The 24,194-nt window shown below is 43.0% G+C and carries 19 protein-coding genes; 10 read left to right on the forward strand and 9 right to left on the reverse strand.

Annotated features, from left to right (window positions below):
• Position 1 precedes the first annotated feature (1 nt).
• The 6 genes from BGO84_RS10700 (at position 2) to BGO84_RS10725 (ending at position 10,077) form a co-directional block, all read left to right on the forward strand.
• Positions 2 to 1,600 (forward strand): RagB/SusD family nutrient uptake outer membrane protein, encoded by a 1,599-nt coding sequence (locus BGO84_RS10700; RefSeq protein ID WP_291029134.1) that lies wholly within the window; start codon positions 2 to 4, stop codon positions 1,598 to 1,600.
• A gap of 97 nt (positions 1,601 to 1,697) precedes the next feature.
• The gene (locus BGO84_RS10705) at positions 1,698 to 2,648 is read left to right on the forward strand and encodes a glycoside hydrolase family 43 protein (protein ID WP_283685791.1); all 951 of its coding nucleotides are present in this window, start codon (positions 1,698 to 1,700) and stop codon (positions 2,646 to 2,648) included.
• Between the two features lie 161 nt (positions 2,649 to 2,809).
• A complete protein-coding gene (locus tag BGO84_RS10710) occupies positions 2,810 to 4,465 on the forward strand; it encodes a sialidase family protein (protein ID WP_291029136.1) in 1,656 nt (551 codons plus the stop codon).
• Between the two features lie 306 nt (positions 4,466 to 4,771).
• Positions 4,772 to 6,787 (forward strand): hypothetical protein, encoded by a 2,016-nt coding sequence (locus tag BGO84_RS10715; protein ID WP_291029138.1) that lies wholly within the window; start codon positions 4,772 to 4,774, stop codon positions 6,785 to 6,787.
• Positions 6,788 to 7,037: 250 nt separating this feature from the next.
• Complete coding sequence (locus BGO84_RS10720) at positions 7,038 to 8,051, forward strand: family 43 glycosylhydrolase (RefSeq protein ID WP_291029139.1); 1,014 nt, start codon at positions 7,038 to 7,040, stop codon at positions 8,049 to 8,051.
• A gap of 217 nt (positions 8,052 to 8,268) precedes the next feature.
• The gene (locus BGO84_RS10725; RefSeq protein WP_291029141.1) at positions 8,269 to 10,077 is read left to right on the forward strand and encodes a sugar-binding domain-containing protein; all 1,809 of its coding nucleotides are present in this window, start codon (positions 8,269 to 8,271) and stop codon (positions 10,075 to 10,077) included.
• Between the two features lie 71 nt (positions 10,078 to 10,148).
• On the opposite strand, the gene BGO84_RS10730 is transcribed toward BGO84_RS10725, so the two are convergent.
• The 4 genes from BGO84_RS10730 to BGO84_RS10745 form a co-directional block, all read right to left on the reverse strand.
• On the reverse strand, positions 10,149 to 10,931 hold the full coding sequence (locus BGO84_RS10730) for a Cof-type HAD-IIB family hydrolase (protein ID WP_291029143.1): 783 nt from the start codon (positions 10,929 to 10,931) through the stop codon (positions 10,149 to 10,151).
• Positions 10,932 to 11,054: 123 nt separating this feature from the next.
• Positions 11,055 to 11,477, reverse strand: a complete 423-nt coding sequence (locus BGO84_RS10735; RefSeq protein WP_291029145.1) for a hypothetical protein — start codon at positions 11,475 to 11,477, stop codon at positions 11,055 to 11,057.
• Positions 11,478 to 11,729: 252 nt separating this feature from the next.
• Positions 11,730 to 12,512, reverse strand: a complete 783-nt coding sequence (gene lptB / locus BGO84_RS10740; protein WP_006844650.1) for an LPS export ABC transporter ATP-binding protein — start codon at positions 12,510 to 12,512, stop codon at positions 11,730 to 11,732.
• Positions 12,513 to 12,565: 53 nt separating this feature from the next.
• Positions 12,566 to 13,585: a branched-chain amino acid aminotransferase gene (locus BGO84_RS10745; protein WP_135104701.1), complete on the reverse strand. Its 1,020-nt coding sequence runs from the start codon at positions 13,583 to 13,585 to the stop codon at positions 12,566 to 12,568.
• 253 nt (positions 13,586 to 13,838) lie between these two features.
• On the opposite strand from BGO84_RS10745, the gene BGO84_RS10750 reads away from it, so the two are divergent.
• Entirely contained in the window at positions 13,839 to 14,579 is a 741-nt protein-coding gene (locus BGO84_RS10750; RefSeq protein ID WP_291029147.1) for a CPBP family intramembrane glutamic endopeptidase, read from the forward strand.
• 465 nt (positions 14,580 to 15,044) lie between these two features.
• Here the strand turns inward: BGO84_RS10750 and BGO84_RS10755 are convergent, their stop codons facing one another.
• Positions 15,045 to 15,683 carry a peptide deformylase gene (locus BGO84_RS10755; RefSeq protein WP_291029149.1) on the reverse strand — a complete coding sequence of 213 codons (639 nt, stop codon included), beginning with the start codon at positions 15,681 to 15,683 and terminating at the stop codon, positions 15,045 to 15,047.
• A gap of 255 nt (positions 15,684 to 15,938) precedes the next feature.
• Between BGO84_RS10755 and BGO84_RS10760 the strand changes: the two genes are divergently transcribed.
• The 3 genes from BGO84_RS10760 (at position 15,939) to BGO84_RS10770 (ending at position 18,110) form a co-directional block, all read left to right on the forward strand.
• Positions 15,939 to 16,427 (forward strand): sigma-70 family RNA polymerase sigma factor, encoded by a 489-nt coding sequence (locus tag BGO84_RS10760; protein ID WP_135104704.1) that lies wholly within the window; start codon positions 15,939 to 15,941, stop codon positions 16,425 to 16,427.
• 9 nt (positions 16,428 to 16,436) lie between these two features.
• Positions 16,437 to 17,045, forward strand: a complete 609-nt coding sequence (locus BGO84_RS10765) for a hypothetical protein (protein WP_291029151.1) — start codon at positions 16,437 to 16,439, stop codon at positions 17,043 to 17,045.
• Positions 17,046 to 17,192: 147 nt separating this feature from the next.
• A complete protein-coding gene (locus BGO84_RS10770; protein WP_291029153.1) occupies positions 17,193 to 18,110 on the forward strand; it encodes a TraB/GumN family protein in 918 nt (305 codons plus the stop codon).
• Positions 18,111 to 18,204: 94 nt separating this feature from the next.
• On the opposite strand, the gene BGO84_RS10775 is transcribed toward BGO84_RS10770, so the two are convergent.
• The 4 genes from BGO84_RS10775 to priA form a co-directional block, all read right to left on the reverse strand.
• Entirely contained in the window at positions 18,205 to 18,588 is a 384-nt protein-coding gene (locus tag BGO84_RS10775; RefSeq protein ID WP_291029155.1) for a DUF2752 domain-containing protein, read from the reverse strand.
• A 13-nt stretch (positions 18,589 to 18,601) separates the two neighbouring features.
• Positions 18,602 to 19,159 carry a CD225/dispanin family protein gene (locus BGO84_RS10780; RefSeq protein ID WP_291029156.1) on the reverse strand — a complete coding sequence of 186 codons (558 nt, stop codon included), beginning with the start codon at positions 19,157 to 19,159 and terminating at the stop codon, positions 18,602 to 18,604.
• A gap of 28 nt (positions 19,160 to 19,187) precedes the next feature.
• Positions 19,188 to 21,497, reverse strand: a complete 2,310-nt coding sequence (locus tag BGO84_RS10785) for a transglycosylase domain-containing protein (protein WP_291029172.1) — start codon at positions 21,495 to 21,497, stop codon at positions 19,188 to 19,190.
• 258 nt (positions 21,498 to 21,755) lie between these two features.
• Positions 21,756 to 24,194 (reverse strand): primosomal protein N', encoded by a 2,439-nt coding sequence (priA, locus tag BGO84_RS10790; protein ID WP_291029158.1) that lies wholly within the window; start codon positions 24,192 to 24,194, stop codon positions 21,756 to 21,758.

Genomic DNA, 24,194 nt, shown 5'->3' on the forward strand with positions numbered 1-24,194 from the left:
AATGAAAAAACTTATATATATATTATTCACTGTATTTTTATTCAGTGCTTGTGATGTGGATGTAGACAATCCCAATACGATCACAACTGCTACCTTCTGGAAGACAGAAAAAGATGCATTGTACGGAGTGAACTCTGTATACAATATGTTTTACAAGCCCGGCACATATAGCCGTTGGATGTGGTTCCGCTTAGACCTTACTTCCGATGAAGGTTTTAGCCAGAGCCCATGGGCAGAGTTGAAAGAGTGGACTGACTTCAGATACAATAATTATAACTTCTGGGAAGGTAACGCATGGACGTACCGCGACTGTTACGAGGCTGTTTTCAGAGCTAATCAGGTTTTGTACTATGTGCCGAATATAACATTCGCCGACGAGAATAACAAAAATCAGATTCTGGGTCAGGCATATTTTCTTCGCGGATTATATTACTACAACCTGGCTTTGCTATGGGGTAGCACCAACAAGAGTCTGCCTATCGTGCTCGAACCTTCTACACCGGGTATGCAACCCGAAGGACATACCGGAGCTGAGGTATATCAGCAGGCTATCAATGATTTTACAGAAGCGCAAAAAGTGTTGCCGGAAGTATGGGGTGACAACGACAAAGGACGTGCGACCAAAGGTGCGGCATTGGCTTTCAGAGCAAAATGTTATATGCAGCTACATCAATGGAACGAAGCCAAGACAGATTTGAGTTGGCTGGTAGAAGGCGAAGGCAAGAAGTATTACGACCTGACAACAAATTATTTTGATAACTTCAACAAGGATAAAGAGAATAATATAGAATCGGTATTCGAAATACAATATTCTGATGCACACAAGGCTCCTGCCGGAGATGGTGACTTTGATGTAGATCCGAACTTGGGATTGAACCGTGGACAATTCTTCGCACCTCCCGGTATCGGCTGGACTGACGGCGAGCTTCGTCCTTGGTTGGTAACAGAGTTTAAGAAAGAAAAAGATTTGAATAGCGGTTACGATATACGTCTCAGATATACAGCTTTCTATGAAGGACAAGAGGCGGATTTTACCAATAACGAGAGGATTTATAAGTATACAAGTAATGCTGCTACATGGGGTCAAAACAACTGGAAAGGACGTGTATTCTTCCGCAAGTATGGCTCAGACTATTATCGCGATTATGATGATTATCACAATCCTACCAACGTAAGACTGATTCGTTTTGCCGATGTACTTTTGATGTATGCCGAATCTATTGTTCAGTCAGGCGGAAGCCTCTCTACAGCAGTAGCACAAGTAGACAGAGTACGTGCCAGAGCCAATATGCCTAAACTGTCGGTAAACCACCCTGCGGCAACCACCGATAAGGATACATTCCTCAAGCGTCTGCAAATGGAACGTGTGCTTGAGCTCGCTACCGAAGGGCATCGTTGGGCTGACATCAAACGTTGGGGATTGCTCGACAATCAGGCAGGTATCGATGAGTTGAAGTTAAGAGATGCTGATTTCGCTCGCTGGGATGAAAAAGAGCAAAAATGGATACAAAATTTTGTTATTGGTCGTCACAATTGTTTGCCTATCCCATCCGATGAGGCTAATAACAACCCGAATATTGATCAAAATCCTAATTATTAATATGAGTATTTGATGAGGCTGCTCTCCCGAGCAGCTTCATCAAAAAAATATTTTCTCTATTCTTAATAAGAAGGGGGAAATCATAAAACAGAATAGAATGAAAAAATTACAAGCTATTGTATTCCTGCTGGTTTCTTTTGTTTGCTTGTCTTGCGGCAGCAGCGAAAAGACCGACTTTGAATATAAAAACCCTGTACCATTGGGCGATCCGTTTATTATGTTGTACGACAATGTATACTATGCTTACGGAACCAATGCCGAGAATGGAATAGAAGTGTACACATCCGACGATTTGCTGACATGGAAAAAAGAACCCGTTCTTGCTCTAGACAAAAAAGACTCGTGGGCTGATCGTTGGTTCTGGGCTCCCGAGGTATATTATATTAAAGAAAAGAACAAATTCTTTATGTACTATTCTGCCGACGAGCATATCTGCGTAGCGACAGCCGATTCGCCGCTCGGACCTTTTGTACAAGATGTAAAAGAGCCGATGATGGCAGACGAAAAATGTATAGATAACTCTCTCTTTGTAGACGACGACGGTAAACCATATCTTTATTTCGACCGTTTCAACGATGGTCTGAATATATGGGTAGCCGAACTCGAAAGCGATCTGAAGACCATCAAGACCGAGACGCTGACCAAGTGTATCAACGTTTCGCAAGCATGGGAAGAAGTATGGCCACGTGTCAACGAAGGTGCATTTATAACCAAGCACAAGGGGATTTACTATCTCACCTATTCGGCAAACAGCTACGAAAGTCCGTTTTATGGCGTAGGCTTTGCCACAGCTACGAGCCCGATGGGACCTTGGACAAAGTATGAAAAGAATCCTATTTTGCAAAAGCCTGACAGCCTTGTAGGGGTAGGGCATAGCGCCATGTTCCGCGACAAAGCGGGTCAGCTCAAAATAGTATTCCATGCGCATCACTCCAAAGATAGCATTCACCCACGTGCGATGTACATTGCAGATGTAAGCTTTACGGACGATGCTGTGCCGGTAATGAAAATTACAGGAGATATTATTAGCCCTAAAGTTGCCAGATAATTTTTTGGACAGTTTCTTCATTTTGCCTCAGTGTAAAATGAAGAAACTTTACTATCAGATATTCTCTTATTTGTGATATAGGTAGTTTAAAATAATTACTCGAGATTATTCTTTCGTCCCAAAGCGCAAAAGATTACAAATGAGTTTATAAAAGTATTATAATGAAATATACAGCTTTATTCTTATCCGTATTGTTGTCTTTCACTGCCTGTCAGTCGGAGACAAAGAATACTCCCGAAGAAGAGATCGAAAGTACGGTAGATGGTATTCGCATAGCTTGGGACTACAGTTCCATGCAGCAGCTTGCCGAGCGGGGAGGTTATCCACGCTTGCTCAGGATGCAGGATAATTCGTTGATTGCCATCTTTGAAACACGAACAGGTAGTGTGGAATTTCGCCGTAGCTACGATGAAGGGCACACATGGTCGTCGTCGGTAACCGTATTCCCCCGATTTACTTATCAGGGCAAAGATGGAGAATCTACAATAGTGAATATCGCAAACGCAGAGATCACACAGTTGCAGAATGGAGACATTATTGCCGCTTGCAACTATCGCCCTGCAAAGCCCGAAATAGCACCTTACTCCATTGTGATAAGGCGCAGCACCGACAACGGAGCTACATGGCTGCCGGCACAGGTGCTATACAATGCAGCTCCACGTTTCAACGATGGATGTTGGGAACCCTCGTTCCTGCAATTGCCCGACGGGGAGGTGCAGATATATTTTGCAAATGAAAATCCGTATCAGCAATCCGACGAACAGGAGATATCCCTGCTTCGATCTGCCGACAATGGTGCTACATGGAGCGATGCCCAAATGGTATCCTTCCGCGAAAACAGGCGTGATGGTATGCCGGTAGCCCGAATATTGGGCGACGAAATAGTAGTGGTTATAGAAGATAACAACGTAGACCGCTTTAAACCATACACAGTGCGTACAAAACTCAAAGATAATTGGGTGAAACCTGTACTGGCAGACTCTCCACACAGAGAATACGCTCTTGCTGAGAAGATAGACAATTCGGTATATATGGGTGCTCCCTATCTGCTGAAACTCCCTACAGGCGAAACTTTAATTTCGTATCAGACAAACGAAAAACGAGCCTCCGACTGGGAATACTCCACACTCGAAGTAGCGATAGGAGATAAGTCGGCTCGCAATTTCACGAAACGAACACGTCCTTTTGATGTGCCGCTCGATAAAGAGGCAAAATGGAACTCTTTGGCACTATGGGACGAAAATACGGTTGTAGCTTTTGCTTCATCCAATTTCAACTCCAAAGAGGTAGCGCCGTGGCTTATCAAGGGATATATTATTCCTGAACTAAAGATTGCTACAAAAGATATTACTGCATATCCCTTGTTTGTAGGGGCAAAGGGCGAAACAAATCTTCGTGCGGGATTGGGTACAGACGAGGAAAACCTGTATGTCGAATGCAAGGTTAATGATAATAAATTATATGGTTTGCAAAACTCTGATTCTGATGGTGTATATGTTTATCTCAGCGATGGAATGGAGTCGATGAGAGTATGGTGCAGCTATCAGGGTAATACAGAAGTAAGTGAACTGAAAAAGGGGGTGTGGCATACCAAAATGGCAAGTGATGTGCAGGCAGTTTCCTCTACCAATGATAAAGGTTACGATCTGAAGATCATCATTCCTAAGAAGTATATAAAGTCTGGCAGTGGCAAAGACTTAAGATTGGCATTGGGATTATCAGCCTATAGCGATGCCGTAAATGGTTACAAAGAAATGCTCGCAAACAGCCAAGAAAATAAACCGAATACATGGCTGAAAGTAAGTTTGTTAAATTAATGCTTGCAACTCTTTGTCATGTTGAGTAACGAAGCCTCTCGACTCTTTCTAGATAAGAGATACTATCGTCCGTCTCTCGTTTTTTCGGATTTGTAATCCGAAAACTTTTACGGCGGATTTTAAATTTGCTAAAACAAACAGCTTTCGGATTACAAATCCGAAAGAACGAATAAAACAAGAAGAACGAACAGTATTAACGCCTAATGAGGCAAGAGATTCCTCACTTTGTTCAGGATGACAGCAAAGATGAAAATATAATAAGCAGATACAAGAATGAAACGACAACCAAATAAAACTTAAAATATAATGAAAAAGAGATTGCTTTCTGTTGTCTTACTCCTCTTTTCTTGCGCAATGATAGATGCACAGGAAGTACAATCGGAGTATAAGATTACATTAAAATCGCCCGGAAATCCGGCAGAGTCGTATACCCTTACCGAGGATGCTTCGGGCTACCTGAAAGCCTCGCAGCTTTTGCCGATAGAGATCAGACAGCAAAGGGTAGAAAACGGCTCTGCAACACGCATCACTGTCACACTGCGAGCTACAGATCTTGTTTATTACAACTTCGAAGAAGTGTGTAAACTATCGGCTATGCAGCATGCCGATTGTCAGTTTTTGATGCCCGGATTTTGGTATCATCGCAATATGCGTTCTCCAAAAGAGGCTCCTTCGTTTGCCACAAGTGACAGCTGGCAGGTACGTGAAGATCGACTGAGCACACCTCTAACAGGTATCTATAGCGACAAAACAGGCGACTTCTATACAGTAGTTCGTCTCGATAAATTCGAAAATGAAAGCTTGGCTACTCATAGTGCAGGCGAAATTATCCTTACCGATAGAACTTCGCTTGGCTTCACCGGATTCCGTAATGTAGGGGGTACTACAGCCCTTGTTTTCGGATTTCCGTATAGCGAAGCACCAAAAACATACATCCGCAAACTGACGTTGGCTCCTGCTGTTCAGGCATTCGAAAAGCTAGAGAAAGGAGAAACCCGTCAATTGGTATGGGAGATTCGTAAAGGCAAAGCCGCCGACTACTCTGCTTTTGTAGCCGATGTGTGGAACTATTCTTACGATACATATCGCCCGCAGGTATATGCCGATGCGATGAGCACTGCCGAAGCAAAACGAGTTTTGTCTAACTTTTTTACAGAGAGTTATGTAAACAAGTACGACCTTAAATATTTCTCAGGAGTACACATGCGTACCGATGATTGCGAAAGCACCGGTTCGGTTGAGGTAGGATTTGTAGGGCGTGTATTGCTCAATGCCTTCAATGCGTTGGAGTATGGCGAGCAAAACAACAATACCGACCTAATAAATAAAGCAAACTCGGTGTTCGACAGTTACCTAAAACATGGTTTTACTCCAAACGGATTTTTCCGTGAGTTTGTAGATTATAGTCACAACAACGAAACAGATATATACAGCATTCGCCGTCAGTCGGAAGGGGCATTTGCTATCCTTAACTATCTCAACTACGAAAAGAAGCAAGGACGCAAGCACCCCGAGTGGGAAGCCAAGATAAAAACACTGCTTGCTAATTTCCAAAAGTTGCAAGGACAAGACGGTAGTTTTCCTCGTAAGTTTGACGACCAATTCCGTGTTACCGACCCTTCGGGAGGCAGCACCCCATCGGCAACCTTACCTCTTACGATGGCTTATACCTACTTCAAGAACAAAGAATATATGGAGAGTGCAAAACGTACGGCTGTATATCTCGAAAAAGAGCTGATATCCAAAGCCGATTACTTCTCTTCTACGCTCGATGCCAATTGCGAAGACAAAGAAGCGTCGCTATATGCATCCACAGCCATGTATTATCTGGCAATGGCTTCTGCCCCAAAAGAAAGAGATCGTTACATCGACCTTTCTAAAAAGGCGGCATACTTTAGTCTGTCGTGGTACTATATGTGGGATGTGCCTTTTGCGCAAGGGCAGATGCTGGGTGATGTGGGCTTCAAATCGCGTGGATGGGGCAATGTCTCGGTAGAGAACAACCATGTGGATGTCTTCATCTTCGAATTTGCAACTGTGCTCGATTGGCTAGCCAAAGAACGCAACGAACCCCGTTTCTCACAGTTTTCGTCGGTAATAAAAAGCTCTATGTTGCAACTAATGCCTGTAAAAGGACACATGTTCAATATCGGTAAGGTGGGTTATTATCCCGAAGTAGTACAGCATACCAACTGGGACTATGGCAAAAACGGAAAAGGATTTTATAACGATATCTTCGCTCCCGGCTGGACTGTAGCTTCTCTTTGGCAAATGCTGAGCCCCGACAGAGTAGAGACGTATTTTAATCCGAAGAAAAAATAAAAACAATGGGCAGGGAAGAAATTCCCCGCCCATCTTAAACTTCAATATACGAGCCTTAAAGGAGAGTGATGCTAATGATAAAAATCGGTCAAATAGTAATAAAAACTAGTCAAAGGCCGAATTTGGCTTATTTTGATACTCTTTTGGTTGAAAAGTATACCTATCTTTTATTCTTGGCATGCTAACTTAGCAGTGCAGAACGCTACGAAAAGCATGTCGTAAGATAATGCAATAAAATTCGAATAATACCATGAAGAAAATTTTTACATATATGTTCATTATCCAGTTGCTTGTGGCAACGGGATGTAATGCATGTAGCAGTTCTGAAAAAGAAGAACCTGTAACTCCAAATCAGAAATATACAAATCCTGTAGTGGCTCTGAGCCTGCCCGACCCAACAATCATAAAGGCACAGGATGGACATTTTTATTTGTATGCAACAGAAAATACACGAAATACTCCTATCTACAGGTCGGATAATCTTGTAGACTGGACATTTTTAGGAACGGCATTTACGGATGCTACACGCCCCACCTTCGAGCCCAACGGAGGTTTGTGGGCGCCTGATATTAATTACATCAACGGCAAATATGTGCTGTACTACTCCATGTCGGTATGGGGTGGCGAGTGGACATGCGGCATTGGTGTAGCTGTTGCCGACAAGCCCGAAGGACCATTCACCGACAAAGGAAAGCTTTTTAGAAGCAACGAGATCGGCGTTCAGAATTCCATCGACCAGTTTTATATCGAAGAAGGAGGCAAGAAATACCTCTTCTGGGGTAGCTTCCGGGGTATCTATGCCATAGAGCTGAGTGACGACGGACTGTCGGTAAAAGAAGGTGCGCAGAAAAAACAAATAGCCGGAACAGCCTTTGAGGGAACATATATCCACAAGAGAGGAAATTATTACTACATGTTTGCGTCTATCGGCAGTTGCTGCGAAGGTGCAAATAGTACGTACGAGCTTGTTGTTGGTCGTTCCCAGTCGTTGTTTGGCCCTTATGTGGATAAAACAGGCAAGGATATGATGGACAACGGATATACGGTGGTCATAAGCAAAAGCTCCCGCTTTGTAGGCAACGGACACTGTTCCGAAATCGTACAGGACAAGGCAGGTAACGACTGGATATTGTATCATGGCGTAGACCTTAACCACCCCGATGGGCGTATGCTGCTGCTCGATCAAGTGAAATGGGATAACAATTCATGGCCTTATGTAGAGGGAAGCAAACCGTCTTCTTCGGCAGATAAGCCCGTGTTTTAAAGATATAGTGATTGTAATAGATAGGAGATTGCAACCTAATTAATGATTGGTATTTACTGCCCCGGACGAAGCGAGCCCAGAACATAAGCTTCGTTCGGGAAGTAAAGAAAGAGGAAAGTTTTCTTTCTCTCACTACACGAAGAACAACATAACATATCGATAATTTTTATAGAATAAGCATTATTCTAGAAGAAATCATTAACTCAAAATATAAGACATGAAGAAGAATTTTTTATTGTTAATATTATTTGTCACCAGTATCGGTCTTTTTGCCCAATGGAAACCAGCGGGAGATAAGATAAAAACAAAATGGGCTGAGTCGCTCGATCCCAAAAACGTATTGCCCGAGTATCCGCGTCCGATAATGGAGCGTACCGATTGGGCAAACCTAAACGGACTATGGGAATATGCAATCTTACCCATCGGACAAGCCGAACCTCGCAGCTTTGACGGACAGATACTTGTTCCGTTTGCTGTAGAATCGAGCCTGTCGGGAGTGCAAAAAGAACTTGGAGCGAAAAACGAACTTTGGTACAAACGTACTTTTTCAGTACCATCGTCATGGAAGGGTAAAAATGTGATCCTTCACTTTGGTGCGGTAGACTGGAAGACTGAGGTTTTTGTTAACGATATAAAAGTGGGTACACACAAGGGCGGATATACCCCGTTCAGCTTCGATGTTACTCCTTTCCTTACATCGGGCAGTCAAAAACTCGTTGTAAAGGTGTGGGATCCTACCACAGACGGCTATCAGCCTGTCGGCAAGCAGCACAAAGACCCTCACGGTATATGGTACACCCCTGTGTCGGGTATCTGGCAAACAGTGTGGCTGGAGCCGGTGAATAATAAGCATATTGCAAATATTAAGGCTATACCTTGCCTCGATACGAAGAAAATAGCATTCGATGTATGTGCGGCAAATACTTCATCTTCAGATGTTGTAGAGGTAGTAGTAAAAGATAAAGGACAAACTGTAGCTTCGGGAAAGGCCGCTTCGGGACAGACGCTCGAACTGCCTATCTCCGATCCTAAATTGTGGTCGCCCGAAAGTCCGTTCTTGTACGATGTAGAAGTAACACTTTACAGTGCAGGCAAAGCTCAGGATAAGGTAAAGAGCTATACGGCAATGCGTAAGGTTTCGTTCAAACGTGATGATAATGGTATTATGCGTTTGCAACTCAACAATAAGGATTATTTCCAGTTTGGCCCGCTCGATCAGGGTTGGTGGCCCGACGGATTATATACAGCACCTACCGATGAGGCTTTGGTGTACGATATACAGAAGACCAAAGACTTTGGATTCAATATGATACGCAAGCACGTGAAGGTAGAGCCTGCACGTTGGTATACTCATTGCGATCGTCTGGGGATATTAGTATGGCAGGATATGCCTAACGGAGACCGTTCGCCACAGTGGCAAAACAGAGATTACTTCAAGGGATCGGAGCTGATTCGTAGCGCCGAATCGGAAGCGAACTATCGTCAGGAGTGGAAAGCGATAATGGATTATCTGATCTCTTATCCATCTATCGCTGTGTGGGTTCCGTTCAACGAAGCATGGGGGCAGTTCAAGACACAGGAGATAGCCGAATGGACAAAAGCGTATGATCCTTCTCGCCTTGTAAACCCTGCCAGTGGTGGTAACTTCTACCGTACAGGCGATATGCTCGACTTGCACAATTATCCGGGTCCAGACATGTATCTCTACGATGCCGAACGTCCTACAGTGCTTGGAGAGTATGGAGGGATAGGTCTTCCGCTACAGAATCACTTATGGCAAACTGACAAAAACTGGGGATACGTTCAGTTTAAGAATGCCAAAGAAGTGACAGACGAATACGTGAAGTATACCGAACAGTTGAAAAAGCTTATCAAAGCCGGTTTCTCTGCTGCTGTCTACACCCAGACTACAGATGTGGAAGGCGAAGTAAACGGCTTGATAACATACGATAGAAAAGAAATAAAAGTGGACGAACCACGCGTAAAAAAGGTGAATTTGGAGATATGCAATTCCTTGTCTAAATAACTAGGAACAGTATTTCCTGAATTTAGGTGATTTTAGGTTTGAAAAGAGGTGGAAGGGATTTTCGCCTCTTTTTACTTTATTACCCCAAAATGCCTTAATGCATTTGCAACGCCATTATCATCTATATCATTGGTAACGTAGTCGGCCGCTGCTTTTACATCGTCGCCGGCATTGCCCATCGCTATGCCGATAGCCACGTGGCGAAGCATTTCTATATCGTTGCCTCCATCGCCAAAAGCCATTGTTTCGGACTTATGGATGCCGAAATGTTCGAGAAATTTATCTATCCCTGTGCTCTTGTTTATCCCCTTGATATTTACATCGGCAAATGTAGGATGCCATCGGCTGGCATGGCAACTTACCAATGCTTCGTTCATTATTCTTTTTTCCAACGCATGGTCTACATACAGGTTTACTTGTAGAACCTCTTCATCGATAAGTTCCTCAAGGTTTCTTACAGGAGGCACGTTTACCTTCACAAGGTTAGCTATCTTTTCTACATTGCTGTCTATATAGTTTACAAACGAACCTTCGTTGAGCATGAAGGCTAAAGGAAATTTCACCTCGTTTTGTTGATACTCGATCAGCGATTTCAGCTCTTCTTTGGGGATCAGCTTTTTGAATATAACATCATGATCGGTAGTTACACAATACGCTCCGTTTACGGTTATAAAGCCATCAAACTCCAAGCCTCCCAGATTTTGTATCTGCTTTCTCAAGCGACCTGTGGCAAGGAAAACCTTGATGCCTTGTCTCTTTACTTCGTTGATAGCATCGATTGTAGATTGTGGAACCGAGTGTGTTTTGAAACTTAATAACGTGCCGTCTATATCAAAAAAAATAGCTTTTGTCATAATGTTTTAGGATAGATTGCAAAGGTAATGTTTTTGTAGTGATAATAAAATTGTAGCGTAGAGTCGGAAATAAAAAAGCGCCTGAATATTCAGACGCTTTTGATCTTGTTTTATGAGTAAATTTCAATAATAATTTGCGAAAACAATTGGGCGGGTACTAGCTGCAACTCCGTTTACTTTGCTGAGTAGCATTATTACTGTAGGGTAATTTGTTAAATAGATTTCGATAGGAGAGTATCCCTGAGGCAGATTTACAGTCATATAAGTAATCATCGTATTCGTATTGGGCACATAGCAGCTCATATAATTTGACCAATCTATTACCTTATATCCGGCTGCACTGTACGAAAAAGAAGGATGCTTGCTTGTTCTCAATTCGAAAATAACAGTTGACGGCTGGCTGCTATAAACATCAGCAGTTACCTTCGATTTGTCAGAGCTTAGCTTGTCATTTGTGAAAAATACGTCGACTGACTGGGCTTTCAGACTACTGCATGTAAGTGTAAATACAAAAACAGCGATTAATGTGTACAAAGCTTTTTTCATGATAACTTAATTTAGCGTTAAACATAGAATTTTATGTGTCTTGAAATTAGTAATAATTGTCTGGAAATAAGGGTGGTGTAAGCCTGAATATGACTTTTTGTAGGATGTGATTCGTGATAAAATATTGTAGTGTAATTATTTAGTAGTCTTTTGTTTGTGTTGCAATATGACTTTTTTTTATGCGTTATAGATTTCAGCAATAAAAAAAGCGCAGATTATATCAATCTGCGCTCTCTGTTATTTTTTATTCTGCTATTTCAAATGTTCAAAATTGCGTCGTTTCAGCTGGAAGTCACGTCCGAGATATTTCTCCCTTACCGTTTCATTTTCAGCTAACTGCTCGGCACTTCCTTGGAACAATACCTTCCCTTCGAACAAAAGATATGCACGGTCGGTGATACTCAGCGTTTCGTCCACATTGTGGTCGGTGATGAGAATTCCGATGTTCTTATATTTCAGCTTTGCCACAATCTCTTGGATGTCTTGCACGGCAATAGGGTCTACCCCCGCAAAAGGCTCGTCAAGCATGATAAACTTAGGGTCTATAGCCAAACAGCGGGCAATCTCCGAGCGACGGCGTTCACCTCCCGATAGCCTGTCACCCAGATTTTTGCGAACCTTGTGCAACCCAAACTCATCGATGAGGCTTTCCAACTTTTCTTTCTGATATTCAGACGATGTCTTTGTCATTTCCAGTACCGACCGGATATTGTCTTCCACAGTCATCTTGCGAAAGATGGAGGCTTCCTGTGCCAGATAGCCGATGCCATGTTGCGCCCGCTTGTAAACAGGGAACTTGGTTATCTCCGTATCGTTGAGGAAAATCTTGCCTTCGTTGGGCATCACCAATCCTACGGTCATGTAGAACGTTGTGGTTTTCCCTGCACCGTTGGGGCCTAGCAAGCCGACAATCTCGCCCTGCTTCACATCTATAGAGACGTGATTTACGACAGTACGTGACGAGTATCGCTTTACAAGGTCTTCGGTGCGTAGCACCATTCTCTCGGTGGGTTGTATATTGTTATCTTCTGCCATTATTCAATTACTATTGTAGACAAGCAAACAAGTTGTTAGGATTGTATACCCGATCAGTCGAGAACTGTTACCCAGCCGTGTGTGTCGGGTTCGTCTCCCTGCTGTATCGCTCTCAGCTTGTTGTACAGCTTGGTGCTTACAGGACCTGCGTTACCATCTTTAGATATCACATATGACTTGTTTTCGTCCAGATCATCTACTCTTAGTATCGGGCTGATTACGGCAGCTGTACCCACTTGTCCCGCTTCTTCGAATGTCGCCAATTCGTCTTCATGTATCTGACGGCGTTCTACCTTCATTCCCATATCTTCGGCCAGTTGCATCAGGCTCTTGTTGGTGATGGAAGGAAGTATCGAGCTCGAAAGCGGTGTGATATATGTATTGTTTTTTATTCCGAAGAAATTTGCAGGGCCGCATTCGTCCAGATATTTCTTTTCTCTGGCATCCAGATACAAAACGGCAGAATACCCCATTTCGTGCGCTTTGTGTCCTGCTACGAGGCTGGCTGCATAGTTGCCACCTACCTTGATTGTGCCTGTACCCAGCGGTGCAGCACGGTCGTATCCTCGCAAGATGGCAACTGGAGTAGGTTTAAACCCTTCCTTGAAGTATGGGCCTACAGGGGTAACAAATACGAGAAACATGTATTCGGCAGCAGGTTTCACGCCCACCTGTGCACTTGTACCTATCAGTAGCGGACGGATATATAAAGAAGCTCCGCTTCCGTATGGCGGAACAAATTTTTCGTTCAGTTTTACAGCTTTTAATACTGTTTCTTCAAAAACTTCGACAGGAAGCTCGGCCATCATAATACCATGACATGAAGAAATCATACGCAAAGCATTATCGCGCATTCTGAAAATTCGGATTTTCCCGTCTTTACCTCTAAACGCTTTGAGTCCTTCAAATGCTTCTTGTCCGTAGTGGAGGCAAGTGGCAGCTATATGAATGTCAATACTCTCAGAAGTAGTTTCGGTTGGTGTACTCCATTTTCCATCTTTGTAATGGCTTCTTACATTATAATCTGTCTTCATGTACCCGAAAGACAAATTAGACCAGTCTATCCCATTCATGTCGATAAAAGTTTAAATCAATACTTTCGATAAATTGTTTATATCACAAAAGTACAATTTTCATCGATATTCAGGCGATGTTTTTTCTTATTAAGTAAATATTTAAGCTCATTTTTCAGATTTTAGGAGTTTCTTCTTTTGGAGATGATATTTAAAATGTATTTTTATTGCCATGCTTACAAGTGGAGAATCTTATGTCAGAATAGAAAAAGATACTTCATTTATACTTTCAATCGTAATACTTATTTTAATTATGGAATCACTACACAAAATATGGTCACGCTATTTCAGCTATAATTGGCAATTTGGTCTTGCGCTAATTCTGCTGTTTGGTGTTCCTCGTTTTATTCTGGTGTTAGATGCGAACATGTCGGGCGGATATGGCACAGCTTTTATCATCTTTTTCGTCATGTGGTTCACCCCTTTTATTTTTCTCACTCGCAAGGGCAGGAGAGAAATTGGCTTTAAGCGTCCTAACAATTACCTTCGTTTGCTTTATTCTTTTGCCTTGGGCGCATTGGCGTGCGGTGCTATATACGGGCTGTTTTATATTTTGTATGGCAACACAATCAGCAATTCGCTTGTCTATATCTCTAAAGCCAGCACTTCTGTCGTGGTAGATGATAGTCATCGGCTTATCTTCTTTCTTATTGCCGCTATACCCAGTATGCTATTCAGCCCTATCGGCGAAGAATTTCTGTACAGAGGGGTAATACACGGCAGCTTTGTAACCAAGTTTGGCGAAACAAAGGCTTCTCTCTTCGATAGCCTCGCTTTTGCATTAACGCATTTGGCTCATTTCGGAATCATTTTTGATGCAGGGGTGTGGAAATTGCTTCCTGTTCCGGCACTGTTGTGGGTGCTGTCAATGTTTGCTGTCAGTCGACTATTTTTTGCGTGCAAGCAGATGTGTGACTCTATATTTGGAGCTGTGCTGTCGCATGCCGGATATAACTTTGCGATGATGTACTTTATCTTTTATCATATCTTATAACTTGTTTTTTTGCGGCTATAAATTCAACACGTCCATAATATTTCTTTCTCTACGAGGGGATCTCCAAATAGCGAAAACGCTTTTCCAATGCCCTTTCTGCTGTAAATATTTATAAATGTTTACACCTTTTGTTGCTTCATGAGTGAGTTTTCGGAGCATAGAAAAATGATCGGTAATTTTTAGTAAACAGTTTTTATTTTCAAAGAATACATTCGAAAAAACAGCTTTATACAATTTGCTTGTGTGGAGAAAAGTTGTGGTCAGGATTTATAATAGTTAACATAAGTGCAAAATGAATACTATACTTTTGCTTCGCGGTCTTACTTTAGACGGCGATTATGTTAACTTTCTAATCTTAATACGAACACATACAAAACTATATTCGTCAAAAAAAAGAGTAAATCATTTCCTTGATTTACTCTTTTTGCTTTTATGTTGTCGATTGTTTTTCTTCAAATGGCAGCATCAATCCTCTTTCTGAACCTCAGGAGAAACGGCAGTAGCCAGTCTGTCGGTAAACAATATACCTTGCAGATGGTCGTACTCGTGCTGAAATATCACGCCCGTAAAGTCTGCGCCACGTGAGCCGCCGCTTAGTCTTTCTTTTATAAGCGTTCCGTTATCGTCGTAATACTCCACATCTACCCATGTGTAGCGATTCGTTGTGCCCGATAGTTCCGGCACAGAAAGGCATCCGTCTCTTTCGAAGAGGAATGTCTCAGTCGAATGACCTACAATACGTGGATTGATGGCTACTTGCACAGGCATCCCTTTTTGGTCGATACGCAAGAAAAGGAACAGGTTGCGCCCGATACCCACCTGCGGAGCTGCTATTCCGACTCCCGACTCTACGGCAAGTGTCATTTGCAGGCGGTCGATAAGGAGTTGCAGGTCTTTGTTGGTCGCAATGTTCTTCGCATCCAGATCGATGCTTTTTTTTCTGAGGAAAAGAGAATCTTTTTGGTTGTCGGTTTGTAATACTCTGAACGGAGTATCTGCGCTTCCGCTATTTATCAGTGATTTTTCGTTGCTTGTCATAAACTTAACAGATTTACACGCGGATATGCTAAACAAAATAATCAGCAAGTATACTATCTTTTTCATTATATCCGATGTTTATATTTTTTGCAAAGATATGAAAAATGGCTAGTACATAGCAAAAAATATATCTTACAGTAGAGGCTATTCTTATGGTTAATCGAATTGAGAACATGCCCCTAGCAACAAGCTTTTACATCCAATTTTTTTGTTACCGTTTCATATTTTCATCATCTATTCGTGATTAAACATTAAAAAATTCCTAATATTGTGACAAATCGCACACTTTTGCGACATATATAATAAAGCGACTTCTAATAGATGAAAGAAACGAAGGAAAGGGATGAGCAATTCTTAGAGATGATACGCCAAAACGAGGGTATTATCTTCAAGGTAGCTTCCTTCTATGTCGACAAAGAGCATCCGATCGGCGATCTTTATCAAGAAGTCGTACTCAACCTATGGAAAGGGTATCCGTCGTTCAGGGGCGAAAGCAAGTATTCGACCTGGATATATAGGATTGCGCTCAATACCTGTGTGTCTTTCTATCGCAGGAATAGAATTAATGTTTCCTATGTAGATATATCGACAGATATTCCCGACGTGGTAGACAATAATGAAGAAATACAAGAATTGTACAAATTAATCAACCGTTTAGGAAAAATCGAACGCGCCCTAGTCTTACTCTATCTCGACGATAAACCGTATAAGGAGATAGCCGAAATCACAGGGCTTTCTGTGACAAATGTGGCAACCAAACTGAGCCGCATAAAAGATAAGTTGAAGCAGATGTCGAATGGAGAAAACTAACCAAATTATATGGATCTCGATAGCATAAAAAAAACGTGGCAAGAAGCGGATATAAAGCCGACAATCGATGAATCAAAGATTCAGAAAATGTTGGATAATAAGGGGAAAAGCGCTTATGCAAATTTATTGAAGTATGACAAGTGCTTTCTGTGGCTGCTCATACCTTGTGTGTTTGCAGGAGTCTTGTTCTATTGTATGCATCCTCTGCCCGGTATCCTTTATTTTGCATTGCTTATCCCGGCATTTTTCTGGCAGCTGTATAAGATCAGCTACCTGAAGAAGGCGGATGTGTCTAAAATGGGAATACTGGAAATATCGAAGGGGGTGACACGCTACAAGAAATTCTTGGTGTACGAAATTATTATAGGAGCGGTGTGGATAGTCGCTTTCTCGGTGTCGTATATATATTATGGTCTGCCGAGTATGTTTCCTAAGCTGATGGGGCGATATTCGTCCGACGGCGAGTCGTCGTTTATGCTCTTGTTGCTTATCTTTATGATTGCATCTACCATGGTTTTCTCTTTCCTTATATATAAATATTTATATCTGAATAATATAAAGAAGATACAAGATTCGATACGGGAAATAGAAGATTTTGAGAAAGATAATGTTGACTGAATAAGTAGAATATCCTCTTTGTTATTTAGAAAGGACTGAATTGAAAATCGGCATAGCCAAAAATCTCTTGCCGTAAGAAATGCTTCTAGTCGTCAGCATGATAAAATATAAATAACCTTTGTAAGAAACTTAACGAATAAATGTAATATGAAAAATCTGGTCGCAACATTTTTTGCACTGATACTATTTGTAGCTGCTACCACGCTCACAGCTCAGAATGAAACGAAGTATGATAACGCTTTGCTTTGGAAGGTTTCGGGCAATGGGCTATCAAAGCCTTCTTATATACTTGGTACGCACCATCTGGCACATGTGAGCTATGTAGATAGCATTCCGGGGCTAAGAAGTGCCATGGAAACTACCGAACAAACGGTGGGCGAACTTCTGATGTCTGATCAGGCGGCGATGCAGGCCAAACTGCAACAGGCGGCGATGATGCCGGCAGGCGAAAGTTATGCAGCTTTGTTGTCTCCCGATGATTATACCAAGCTGGATAATGGATTGAAAGAGCTTTTCGGTGTTGGTCTCAGTCAGTTTGGACAACTCAAACCGGGCATGCTTTCTATGTTGTACACCATCACGTTATATACAAAGTTTTATCCTGAGTTTAACCCGATGGCACACGAGGCTATCGATGGATATGTGCAACGCATAGCTACCGAGAAAGGAAAATCCGTTGTTGGTCTCGAAACTGTCGAAGATCAGATTTATGCTCTGTTCGATGCCGAACCGTTGAAAGATCAGGCTGTTTCATTGGCATGCTATGTCGTGAACAGCGACAAGGCAAAAGATATGTTGGATAAATTGAATGCATACTACAAGGCAGGACAGCTGACAAATATGTACAACCTTGCATTTAATAATCCTGACGATCCGTGTGGTGTATCACAAAAGTCGCAAAACGCTCTGAATAAAGACCGTAATGATAAGTGGATCGCAAAACTTCCTGAGATAATGAAAAATAAATCGAGCCTCATTGCCGTGGGTGCATTGCACCTTGCCGATAAGGACGGTTTGCTCGCTCAGCTTGCTGCTAAAGGATACACAGTAGAAGCTGTGAAATAAAAGATATACTTTATTTTCTTCCCCCTTCATTAGATTCACTCTTTTCTATTGGAGGGGGAAATTGTATCTGGTGGCTTGTTATCCCTGTTATATATTATGAAAAGCTGATATTCCTCCCTATCCAGAAAAGCACAATCAGTATAAGAACTATAACAATAGCCCTTTTTCCGAATAATGTCTTCCGTGCGGTCGGATATTTTTCTTTACCGCCAAAGTATTCGAAATAAATTCCAATGATAAGATAAGGAATTGCCAATATTAAGAGGGGGTTACTTGCAAATGCATCTTTCAGCCTAAAGTGTAGTAAGTGATGTATGGCTCGTTGAGAACCGCAGCCCGGACAGTCGAACCCTGTGATCCGATGAAAAGGGCATTGCGGAAAATATGCTGATTCTGCGGGACTGAACAGAAAGTATATAATTGCGGCAAGCAGTAGTACGCAGCCTATCACAATAACTCTGATTAGATATTTCGGCATTGTTTCTCGGTTTTTAATACTGCGAAAGAGCTGCAAGCAAACCTAAAATGAACAATAACATATAGATAACAGGCAAGAATGCAATACCCCATAGCGTCCATAGTTTGGCCTTGCGTGATGCTTCTTGTGATGCTTCATATTCTCTCTTGCCATACAGCGTTTCTACCTTCACGGCATAAAATATTCCGACAAGGCTTATCGGCGAACAACAAAATATAGTGAGCAATATCGATTCTATAAGCCAATTCTTGGGCATGGGTATTATGCCGTCCCACTTGTGCTGATCGTCATATTGGTATCGCTGCCCGCTGTTATATGTCGGGTTTTGTCTATTCTGCTGCTGTCGTATTGGAGGAGGTGTCTGCTGTTCTTCTCTACGGTCTTGCGGTACAGGGGCTTTAGTGTCGAAAAGGAAATTCAGCTCCTGCAACGTTCCGGCTTCAGCCCAGTCTGCCATCCCCGAACGCCAAACGATTGTTTCGGGGCTGATATTCTTCCGAAGTAACTCGTTTGAAGTAAAGGGGCCGCATTGCAACTTCGATATATCATCGATGTAGTAATATTTCAGCATAAAGTCTAGGCCGGATTATAGCCGGTTTTTACTTAAACATTTCGTCTATCTGAGCCGGAGGCGGTGCATCCTGAACTTCTTCGTCGCTGCTCTTGTCGCAAACACCATATCCCGGTACACTCTCAAACTGGTCTCCCTGACTATAACCGAGTCGCTTGTCTGCAAATACTTTTTTGAAGAACAGACCTACTATCGGCAGTGCCATGCTGGCTCCCTGTCCGTCAGTCGTGCGGTCGAAGTGTATAGAGCGGTCTTCTCCACCTACCCAGCATCCGGTAGAAAGTTTAGGTGTGAATCCCATAAACCATCCGTCGGAGTTATTTTGTGTTGTTCCTGTTTTTCCTCCCATTGGCGCTGTTATGCCATAGTTGCGTCTGATGCGTCCGCCTGTACCGCCATCCACTACTCCGCGAAGCATGTCGAGCATCTTCACATACGTACTTTCGCTGAACACTTCGTCCATCTTCGGAGCGAAGGCTGCATCAGCTATTATATTGCCAAAGGCGTCTTCGATGCGGGTAACATATACAGGGTTGGAACGTATTCCTTTGTTAGCAAAAGAGGTATAAGCGGCAACCATTTCCGATACAGACACATCGTGTGTACCCAGTGCCATAGAAACCACAGGGTCTATGCGTCCGGTGATACCAAAAGAGTGCAACATACGTGCAAAGGCATACGGTGTGGTACGTCCCATGAGGTAAGCCGTAACAAGGTTGTCGGAGTTTTGCAGCCCCCATTTGATGGTGACCGTTTCGCCAAACATAGAAGCTCGCCCTCCTCTCGGAGTCCACTCTTTACCTGTTTCGGCAATGAGGGTTTGAGGCACATATAGCATCTGGTCGCAAGGCGTCATTCCGCTTTCCATCGACAGGGTGTAAAGGAATGGTTTGATGGTCGAACCTATTTGTCGGCGTCCCATGTTCACCATATCATACTGGAAGAACTTAAAGTCTATTCCTCCCACATAAGCTTTTACATATCCGTTGTGATTATCCATCGCCATAAAGCCCGAACGCAGGAAGCTTTTGTGATAGCGTATAGAGTCCCAAGGGGTCATTGTAGTATCTACTTCTCCTTTCCAAGAGAATACTTTCATATCTACAGGCTTCTTGAATATCTGTAATATTTCTTTGTCGGACATGCCTTCATTTTTCAGAGCCTTGTACCTGTCGCTAATCTTCATGGCACGATACAGCAATGTGTCTACATCTTTGGCTACCGAGTAGGAGAACGGAGCATACGAGCGACCTCTCTTTTCTTTATCGAAGTCGGGTTGCAGTTCCTTGCTGAGGTGTTCTGCCATTGCCTCTTCGGCATACTGCTGCATGCGAGAGTCGATCGTTGTATATATTCTCAGTCCGTCGGTAGAGAGGTTGTAATTAGAGCCGTCCGGCTTTTTATTCTTGTTGCACCATCCGTATAGCGGGTTTGTTTCCCAGCTGATAGAATCGAGTGCATATTGTTCCATTTGCCACGACGCGTAATTCGATTTCTTCGGTTTCTTGGCTGTCATAGCCATACGCAGATACTCTCTGAAATAAGGAGCAAGCCCGTCTTTGTGGTCTACCCGTTTGAAGTCGAGTTTCAGTTCTGTTTGTATCAGTGAGTCGTATTGTTGTTCGGTAATGTAATCGCTCTTGTACATCTGTTCCAGTACCACATTTCTACGACCTTTTGTTCTGTCGGGATATCTTCTCGGATTGAAGTACGAAGGGTTTTTACACATCCCTATCAGGGTAGCGGCTTCTTCTATCTTGAGCTCTTTGGGTGTTTTGTTGAAGTACACCTGTGCAGCCGACTGAATACCTACAGCATTGTATAGGAAGTCGAACTGATTGAGGTATAGGTTTACTATTTCTTCTTTTGTATAATATCTTTCCAGTTTTACGGCAATAACCCATTCGATAGGCTTGCGCAAAAACACACGTTGAACCCAGTTTTCGGAAGGAGGAGAATAAAGCAGTTTTGCCAGCTGCTGAGGAATGGTACTACCCCCACCGCCACTTTCCTGCATCAGGATACCTCTTTTCACTACGGCTCTCAGTAATGCGTATGCATCAATACCCGAATGTGAATAGAAACGTGCGTCTTCGGTAGCTACCAACGCTTGTACCAGATACGGAGAAAGATCTTCGTAGTTGGAATATATACGGTTGTTTTTTGCAAGGGAGTATGTGCCCAACAGTTGCCCATCGGTAGAATATATCTGAGAGGCGTATTTGTCAATCGGGTTTTCTAACTCTTCTACATCAGGCATATAGCCGATTGCTCCTATACTGATAAGGGCAAATGTGATGGTGAGTACTCCGATGAAGCAGGCAAACCCGATCCACATCTTTTTTATGATGGTCTTCGGGGTGCGTTTTTTATTTGTCTTATTATTCCTTCTTTGTTTTTCCTTCTCATTCATAAGTGTATGCAAGTCTTTTAACTTGGCGCAAAGTTATATAAAACGTTTCAATAATGCAGATAAAAAAACTTAAATGCTTTTCAATAATTCTTGTTATGTTCAGTCGCGGAAAGCGTTTTTTATATTTAGTGGGAAAAGATCCTTCATTCCGTTCAGGATGATAATCTAACAGCAGGTGTAAACTTACATGGGATCAACATCGTAGTGCAACAACAGCGACTTGAACGCCGGGTTGGTAAATACAAGGGACTGGCATTGGAAAATACCTTCACGAACCTTCTGTATCGATGCCTGATTTTCGATTTTGAGCATAATGTGGCGGATATACAAAGATTGTATGCGTGATACCGGCGGCTTGCCCGGTCCCAACACACGCTCGCCAAAGGTGGCGCGCAAGGCTGAGGCAAACTCCCGTGCTGCGCTGTCTGTCAGTTGCTCGTCTCTGCCACGTACTACAATGTTTATCAGACGGAAGTAGGGTGGATAACGGAACATTTTTCGCTCCTCGGCTTGCAGTTCGTAAAACGATTCATAGTCGTTTCTCCTTACAAAGCTGATCAACGGGCTACCCGGGTGCGAGGTTTGGAGGAAGACCAAGCCTTGTTTATTTTTTCGTCCGGCACGTCCGCTTACCTGTGTCATGAGTTGGTACGCCCGTTCGTATGCTCTGAAGTCGGGGTAGTTGAGCATATTGTCGGCGTTGAGTATGCCTACAATGCTTACATTATCAAAGTCCAAGCCTTTGGATACCATCTGCGTACCGATAAGTATATTGGTTTTGTTTTGTTCAAAGTCGGAAATAATACGTTCGTACGACCGCTTCCCTCGTGTGGTGTCTAAGTCCATACGAGCAACCGAAGCTTCGGGAAAGAGTTTTGCAACTTCTTCCTCTATCCGTTCTGTGCCATAGCCCAGCATGTCGAGCGTAGGGGTCTTACAATCGGGGCAAACGGTAGGCACTTCGTATGTTGCTCCACAGTAGTGGCATACCATCATGCGCTGCCCTTTGTGATAGGTGAGGCTTACGTCACAATTTCGGCAATGCAATGTCCACGAGCAGGTTTTGCACTCGAGCATAGATGCAAATCCACGTCTGTTTTGGAAAAGTATGATCTGTTCCTTTTTGCTCAACGCCTCCTTCATTTTGTCGATGAGGGGAGGAGATAGGAACGACTTCATTTGTTTTTTCCTTCTCATCTCTTTGGTGTTAACGACCGCTATCTGTGGCAACTCGATATTTTCATATCTCTTGTCCAGTCTTACCAGTCTGTACCTTCCCGTGAGGGCGTTGTTGTATGTTTCGAGCGAAGGGGTCGCTGTACCCAGCAGCGTTTTGGTGTTGAACAGTGAAGCCAATACGATAGCTGCATTGCGTGCGTTGTAGCGGGGGGCAGGGTCTTGCTGCTTGTACGAGCTTTCGTGTTCCTCGTCTACAATCACCAGATCTAAGTCTGTAAAGGGCAGGAATATAGCGGAACGTGCTCCTAAGACAACTTGTATGTCGTTGTTCCTTAGTAGGTTGTTCCAAATTTCGGCTCGCTCGTTATCGTTAAACTTGGAGTGATACACCGCAAGTTTGTTGCCAAAAACGGCTTTTAGCCTGTCGGTTATCTGGGTGGTGAGGGCTATTTCGGGCAGAAGGTAAAGTACTTGCTTGCCTTTCTCTATTGCCTCCTTTATAAGTTGTATGTATATTTCTGTCTTTCCGCTGGATGTGACGCCAAAGAGCAGGGTAATATCTTTTTCTTTGAATGAGTCTTTTATCTCTTCAAGGGCTTTTTGCTGATGTTCGTTCAGTTCCGAGGCAGCATCTATATTGGTATCGCCATAGTCGAAACGGCTGACTTCGTATTCGTATGTTTCGAGGAATCCTTTTTTTAGCAGTTCAGATAGTACGCTAGCCGAAGTATCGGCTTCTTCGAGCAGCATTTTTTTTAGCACAAGGGGAGCCTCGTCTTTCATGACCAGGAAGGTAGAAAACAAGTGCTGTTGCTTTTTTGCCCTGCCCAGCTCGTCCATCATCGCATTTAGCTCTTCTTCGCTGTATTGACGGGTGAGGCGTATGGCTGTTTGGCTCTTTACGGTATATGTGTCTTGTATGTTTTCGCTGATGTATGCCGCTTTTTTGTCTACCAAGGTTTTGATTGCAGTTACGGCATTCGATATTCCCGCTTGCTTTTCTATCTCGGCTATCGTTTTGGCTTTGTCGGGCGACAGGCAGTAGAATACTTTCTGTTCGTTGGCGGTAAGCGGTTCGGAAGTCTCAAAGTCGGCATTGAGTAAAACGTGAGTTTCGCTTTCCAGTTTCAGGGCTGAGGGTAGTGCCGCACGATACACATCGCCCAGCGAACACATATAATACATAGCCACCCATTCCCAGAACTTTAGCTGGAGAGGGGTGGCTATAGGATATTCTTCGAGCACGGTAACAATGTCTTTTACCGGCTGTGATAATTTTTCTTTTTCGTATATCTGAAAAACAATGGCTGTGTAAAACTTCTTTTTGCCAAACTGGACAATAACTCTACTCCCTGCGTATACCGATTTTTTAAATTCTAAAGGAATAGCGTAAGTGTAAGTCCCTTGTAGCGGCAAGGGTAATATTACATCAGCATACAACAT

This window comes from Dysgonomonas sp. 37-18 (assembly GCF_001899125.1).
Taxonomy (GTDB): Bacteria; Bacteroidota; Bacteroidia; order Bacteroidales; family Dysgonomonadaceae; genus Dysgonomonas.